Origin of the sequence: Citrobacter sp. wls826 (assembly GCF_005281245.1) — a bacterium.
GTDB classification, from domain to species: Bacteria; Pseudomonadota; Gammaproteobacteria; order Enterobacterales; family Enterobacteriaceae; genus Citrobacter; species Citrobacter braakii.
The window spans coordinates 175,190-181,828 of the sequence record NZ_SZWS01000012.1 but is presented as its reverse complement, the minus strand read 5'-3'; the positions used below and the strand labels follow the sequence as shown (position 1 = coordinate 181,828).

The following is a 6,639-nucleotide window of genomic DNA, read 5'->3' as shown; positions in this document are numbered from 1 at the left end:
CCGTCACTGGACGGGGTCTTGGTTACAGAATACGGCTAATTAATCTGTCGATACGGATACGGCGTAGTCGACGGATGAGCTTACGCACTTTGACTGGATAGTCGGCAATGCTTTGCAGGTCGCGATAGTGCTTAACGACGGTAGTATGCGTGCGAATAAGCTCCAGCTCTTTATCGCGCTGGGGAGTCAGCTCTTGCTTCGGATCGTGGATAAGGATGGCGTTTTCCAGATCCAGACGCCAGGCGCGAGGGTTAAGGTTGTTGCCGGTGAGCAGCATCCATTTATCATCAACCCACATGCCTTTCAGATGATAGGTGTTGTCATCATCTTTCCATAAGCGCACGACCAGTTGGTCGGTATTCACATAATATTGCAGTCTGCTCAGGAAACGGCGCAGGTTAATTTCATACAGGTAGGGCAGCGCGCCGATGATTTTAAATGGCTCATCTTCTGGAATGAAAAAGTCGTTGGCGGTTTTATCACCGACAATGATCTCGACCTTTTTGCCTTCACGCAGCAGCTGAATGATATTGCGCACCAGTATAGCGGGCAGGTTGAAATAAGGGGTACAGATTGTGAGCTTGTGCTCCGCGCAGGGCATAAGGTGGAAAATGGTCTTATTTAACAGACTGGATTTTCCAAGGCCTACCAGAGGCGTTACCGAGAGCTGTTCATTATCCGCATCACCCTGAAAATGGAATGACGCATCGCGCAGTTCCTGACGGTAAAGGCGGATGTCGTTTTTAATTTCCGGGCTTTTAGGGCGATTAATATCATCAAGACGATTAACGCCGCGACCGTTCATCAGGTTCTGCGTGACCCAATCGAACATGATATCGGCCATTTGCGCGTTGCGAATCAACTGATAACGGTCATAGCGATATTTATCATGCTGATGCAGATAAACATCATTCAGGCTGGCCCCGCTGTACAGGACGCTGTCATCGATGATAAAGCCTTTAAAATGCAGGACGCCAAGCGCTTCTCGGGTGTTAATCGGAACACCGTAGACAGGAATATCAATACCTGGGTTTTCTTGTGCCATTCGGCAATACCAGTCAGCGTTGGTATTCGATGCCGCAGCACCAATACGTCCGCGCTGGGCTCGGTGCCAGTCGACAAGCACCCGGACATCCAGTTCAGGACGCTGCCGTTTTGCCGCATAGAGCGCGTCGAGTATGCCTTTGCCACCGTCATCCTGTTCCAGGTACAGCGCAATAATGCAGATCCGTCGCGTCGCGCTGGCTATTTTTTCCAGCAGAGTCTCCCTGAAATTAGCGGGAGCATAAAAGAAATCTACATCATCAACTGACTGAGAAATCTTGGGTAGTTGGGCAAGGTGTTGTTGATGTTTATTACGCTTAAATTTTGACAACATCACAGTGCATTTCTTCTCTGTTCATTGAAGGGTCCTCTGTGCTATGCAGACGACATAAGCGGGTAATGATACCACCAGTACCTATTAATGTGGTCAACATTTCCAGTACCTTACTCACGATTCCTCAAATTGGGCCAGATTAAGCGTTAGCCCAACAATTCCCTCTTCGAGTTGGACGTCAACAGCGAACCCGAGTTTCCGGGCCAGGGCGACCATCCCACGATTGTTTGGCATCGTAATACCATTCAAACGTCTAAGTCCGTGATCTCGGGTATATGCAATTAATTTTTCCATCAACCGGCGACCCAGTCCAAGCCCTTTGAGATCTGAACGAACCAGCACGGCGAACTCGGCGTCAATGTTATCAGGATCCGAGATTGCTCGCGTTACGCCGAGGATCTCTTGCTGATTGTTTTTACAGCGTACCGCAACAAAGGCCATTTCCCGATCGTAGTCGATCTGCGTCATATTGGCTAAATCTTCGTGGGTAAATTCGTTGATCTCACTGAAATAGCGATAATAAAGATCTTCTTTTGTTACCTGAGAAATGAACTGCTGCAGATGAGGTTCATCCTCGGGCAAAATAGGGCGGAACAAGCAACGCTCGCCGTTCTTCAACTCCACCCATTCTTCAAGCTGATGAGGGTAGGGACGTATAGCCAGTCTGCTTTCGTTATCGCCCGTGAAAGGGGCAATGTCCAGCGTGACATCCAGCGCGGTAAATTCACCGGCGGAGGCCAACAGCGGATGAATATCCAGACGCTGAATTTCCGGGCAATCGACGATCAGATTGGAGACCTGCACCAGAAGCTGACTTAACCCGTCGATATCCAATGGGCGTAATGCGCTGCGAGCGCGGATCTTTTTATTTTTGATCCCCTGGATCACCAGATAACGCGCCAGATTCATGTTCAATGGCGGCAACGCCACCACGGCCTGCTCTTCTGGTCGCCACTCAACTCCGCCTTCACCAAGCATAATCAACGGGCCAAATACCGGGTCATGTTCAACGACGACGCGCAGCTCCTGAGCGCCAGCGCGATTCGCCATACTTTGTACTAATAAACCGTGAATGCGCGCCTGCGGCCAGGCCATTTTTACCCGATCAAAAATCGCATTGGCTGCCTGCTGCACCTCTGTTGCTGTCCGCAGGTAGAGCATTACCCCCTGAACTTCTGATTTATGCGGGATATCAGGAGAACGCAGCTTTAGCGCCACCGGGTAACCGATTTGCTCCGCGATGTGTACGGCTTCAGCGCTGTCGCTGGCGATCCACGTCGGCAGCGTGTGTAAGCCATAGGCTTGTAAAATCGGCTGCACTTCATGGGTATCCAGCGACGTTGCTCCTTCAGCAATCGCCTGCTGTAACAGATTATGCGCCTCGGCGGTGTTGGTGGTCAGGTAGTCGGGCAGCGCAGGGGTTTCCCGCAGTTGCTTCTGGTTACGCCGGTACTCCACCATATGCATAAACGCGGTGATGGTGCCTTCTGGCGTGCGGTAGGTAGGTAATCCGGCTTCGCTAAACAGTCTACGGGCTTCCTGAGAGGAAAACTCTCCGCACCAGTTGGTCAGCAACGAGACAAACTTACCGCGGGGATGACGTTTTACCGCTTCGATTAACGCTTGTGCGCTTTCTGTTCCCGGGGCGGCTGCGCTGGGTGAGTGAATCACCATCAGTGCGTCGAAATCCTGGCTGGCGAGCAGGATATCCAGCGTCTTAACGTAGTGTTCGCTGCTGGCGTCGTCACGCAGATCCAGCGGGTTGGCGATATCAATATGTTCAGGTAACGCATCGCGTAATTTCTGGCAGGTATCTTCACTCAATGTCGCCAACTTACCATTTTTTGACCACAGCTCATCTAATGCCAGTGCGGCAGGCGCGGCCCCATTGCTGATGATCATCAGCCTGTCGCCGCGCAGTGGACGCATGTGGCTCAGGGTTTCTACCGCAGAGAACAGCTCGTGAGTGTCTTGTACGCGTAATAAACCGGCGCGCTGGATAGCCGCGTCCCACGCAGGGTCCATCCCTGCACTGGTATGCAGTAAACGCTGCGCCGCCGGACTACGACCACTCTTAATCACCAGAATGGGTTTATTGCGCGAGGCGCTACGGGCGGCGGAGACAAAGCGCCGGGCATCACTTAAATGTTCGAGATAAAGTAATATCGCGCTGGTTTTACTGTCGCGCGCCAGGTAATCCAGCAGTTCATCAACGTCGATATCAAGGCTGTCGCCCAGCGCGATAAACCAGGAAAAACCCATGTCGCGCTGCTGCGCCCAGTCCAGAATGGTGTTGGAAATCGCCGCTGACTGGGAAATAAATGCCAACTTACCGCGCTTGATGGGGACGGGGGAAAAGCTGGCGTTAAGCCCCTGCCAGGGCGCGAGAAGTCCCAGGCTATTGGGGCCTAGCAGACGTATGTTGTAGCGTGCGGCGCAGGCCAACAATTCCAGGTGCTGCGATGCGGGAGCTGAAAGAATAATGCAGGTTTTACAGCCTTTCTCGCCAAGCGCTTCGAGTAATGCCAGGTTGCGGCTGGCATTGGTGCACAACACGGCAAGGTCTGGGCTAAAAGGCAGGCTGTTGATATTGGGCCAGGCCAGGACGCCCAACACTGCTTTCCATGCTGGCGTCACTGGTAAAACAGGTCCATTGAAACCGCCGGCAAGCAGGTTACGCATCATCAGGTAACCTGCGCGATTAGGCTTCATTGACGCCCCAATCACCGCAATGGATTTCGGTCGCAGTAGTGCTTCCAGACCACGCTGACTCATATCGGCTTCCTTAATGACACCAGTGACCGAATGATTTTAAACGCTTTCTGGCGAGTCTGCTGTGACGCTTCCCTGATGTTGAGTTTTTCCTGCCAGGTAGCGGGTTTTAAAGCGAGTGAAATGTTCGCTCAACCCCTCCGCGGCTTGCGTATCGCCCGCCAGATCCAACAACGCGATGGCCACTTCGGCAGTACAGTATTGCCCTTCGGCGTGAATGCCACGCAGGTGGTAAGCGGAAAGTCGCGATAAATCAACGGAGATCACCGGCAGGTTATCAAGGTACGGGCTTTTGCGGAACATTTTACGCGCTTCAGGCCAGGTACCATCAAGCATGATAAACAACGGCGGTTTACCGGCTGGTGGAGCGAAAATCACTTCACGCTCTTCGCCCGCATAGGATGCCGGGAATACAACCATCGGCTGGTAATCCGGATTTTTCACCAGTTCGAGCAGCGCCTGCGGCGGTTCGGTGCGTGACCACTGAAACGCCGTGGTATCGGGCAAAATATCGGCAATCAAACGTCCCGTGTTGCTGGGCTTCATCGGCTCGGTATCAAACATCACCAGACAAAAGCGGCTTTTGGCCTCAGACGGCACCAGCGTTGCGCACAAGCAGAGCTTCAGCGGCAGCAGGCAGCGCTGACAGCGGCGAATGCGATTACCTCGGGCAAGGAAAGGGCGCGTGGCGCGCGCGAGGCGCTCAGCGCGTAACTGAAGAACAGCGTTATCGGTCATGGGAGAACACGTTGAAAAACGCTATTGTCGCAGAGGTGAAAACGGGGCACAAGATGCGCCCCGTAGAGATTATAATGATTCGTTAAGCCAGCTATCAAACGGGGCTTTAGGTACGGCGCCATTAAGCATGTCGACGATTTCACCTTTTCTGAAGATCATAATGGTCGGGATGCTGCGGATACCGAAACGGGCGCTGAGTTCACGCTCGGCTTCTGTATTCACTTTAACAAAACGCACTTTACCGCTACGCTCTTCCGCGACATCTTCAAAAATCGGGGCGAAGTTACGGCATGGACCACACCAGGGGGCCCAAAAATCAACCACCACCGGGAGATCGTCTTTTAACAGTTTATCCAGTGTTTCACCGGTCGCATTGATCACCTCCCCATCAAACAGGTCGTGACCACAGCGTCCGCATTTAGCCGCTTCCTGGACACGATCGTCGGGGATGCGGTTGATAGCCTGGCAGCTGGTACAAACGGTATTCATAACTAACCTCTGGATGAGTGGAGTGGACTTCACGGCAGTAACGCCAGTATGTTTCTATTATGTTACATATTATCGGGGAGTCTGTTCTAAACAACAATGCGTTTTATTCAATGAGTACAATAGTCCTTAGCTTTTAAATGAAATAATGGCTAACGACGTGCACATCGGGTAATCTTCGCGCTTCGCGCAGAGCAGGTGGAGAAAAACATGAGCGACGAACTGAAGAATAAAAACGGCAAGGTCAAAGTGATGTACGTCCGCAGTGACGATGACTCGGACAAACGCACCCAAAATCCACGTACTGGTAAAGGCGGCGGTCGCCCCGGTACTTCCCGAGCCGAAGGCGGTCGTCGCCCTGCCCGTGATGACAGAAAGGGTCCGAACAGCGAACGTGGTCGTGAACGTGGTCGTGGCCGCGATGTAGAACGCGACCGTGGACGTGAAGATTCACCATGGCGTACCGTGTCCCGCGCACCGAATGATGATGCAGCAGACAAAGCCGATCACGGTGGTATCAGCGGCAAAAGCTTTATCGATCCTGAAGTATTACGTCGTCAGCGCGCGGAAGAAACCCGCGTTTACGGTGAGAATGCCTGTCAGGCTCTGTTCCAGAGTCGTCCGGACGCTATTGTTCGCGCCTGGTTTGTTCAGAGCGTAACCCCGCGCTTTAAAGAAGCATTACGCTGGATGGCGGCGAACCGCAAAGCCTACCACGTGGTTGACGAAGCCGAGCTGGCGAAAGCCTCCGGCACTGAACACCATGGCGGCGTCTGTTTCCTGATCAAAAAACGTAACGGTACCACTGTTAAGCAGTGGGTTGGTCAGGCCGGGGCGCAGGATTGCGTGCTGGCCCTGGAAGACATTGCTAACCCGCACAACCTGGGCGGCATGATGCGTAGCTGCGCGCACTTCGGTGTGAAAGGCGTAGTGGTACAGGATGCGGCGCTGTTGGAATCAGGTGCGGCTATCCGCACCGCTGAAGGCGGAGCTGAGCACGTTCAGCCGATCACCGGTGACAGTATTGTCGATGTGCTGGACGACTTCCGTAAAGCGGGTTACACGGTAGTGATGACCTCAAGCGTGAAAGGCAAGCCGCTGTTTACTACCACGTTGCCGGAAAAAATGGTGCTGGTATTAGGGCGTGAGCGTGAGGCTCTGCCAGAAGCAGCATGCTCAGCCGACGACCTGTGTGTGGCGATAGACGGTACGGGGAACGTAGAAACGCTCAACGTTTCTGTCGCGACCGGCGTGCTGCTCGCGGA

At 53.2% G+C, this 6,639-nt stretch carries 5 protein-coding genes; 1 reads left to right on the top strand and 4 read right to left on the bottom strand.

Annotation, left to right across the window (positions count from 1 at the left end; translation table 11 throughout):
• Positions 1–22 precede the first annotated feature (22 nt).
• From pssA to trxC, 4 genes are all read right to left on the bottom strand, one after another.
• Entirely contained in the window at positions 23–1,378 is a 1,356-nt protein-coding gene (pssA, locus tag FDW87_RS01805) for a CDP-diacylglycerol--serine O-phosphatidyltransferase (protein ID WP_003835350.1), read from the bottom strand.
• 114 nt (positions 1,379–1,492) lie between these two features.
• Positions 1,493–4,153, bottom strand: a complete 2,661-nt coding sequence (gene pat, locus FDW87_RS01800) for a protein lysine acetyltransferase (protein ID WP_049269225.1) — start codon at positions 4,151–4,153, stop codon at positions 1,493–1,495.
• 36 nt (positions 4,154–4,189) lie between these two features.
• Positions 4,190–4,888, bottom strand: a complete 699-nt coding sequence (tapT, locus tag FDW87_RS01795; protein ID WP_016154057.1) for a tRNA-uridine aminocarboxypropyltransferase — start codon at positions 4,886–4,888, stop codon at positions 4,190–4,192.
• Positions 4,889–4,957: 69 nt separating this feature from the next.
• A complete protein-coding gene (gene trxC, locus FDW87_RS01790) occupies positions 4,958–5,377 on the bottom strand; it encodes a thioredoxin TrxC (protein WP_003037559.1) in 420 nt (139 codons plus the stop codon).
• A gap of 207 nt (positions 5,378–5,584) precedes the next feature.
• Here trxC and FDW87_RS01785 point away from each other — a divergent pair.
• On the top strand, positions 5,585–6,639 hold a 1,055-nt coding region (locus FDW87_RS01785; protein ID WP_137379395.1), incomplete at its 3' end, for a tRNA/rRNA methyltransferase.

Coding starts and splice junctions, on each gene's coding strand:
- pat (WP_049269225.1), bottom strand. CDS start 4,153: ATGAGTCAGCGTGGTCTGGAAGCACTACTGCGACCGAAATCCATTGCG.
- trxC (WP_003037559.1), bottom strand. CDS start 5,377: ATGAATACCGTTTGTACCAGCTGCCAGGCTATCAACCGCATCCCCGAC.
- pssA (WP_003835350.1), bottom strand. CDS start 1,378: ATGTTGTCAAAATTTAAGCGTAATAAACATCAACAACACCTTGCCCAA.
- tapT (WP_016154057.1), bottom strand. CDS start 4,888: ATGACCGATAACGCTGTTCTTCAGTTACGCGCTGAGCGCCTCGCGCGC.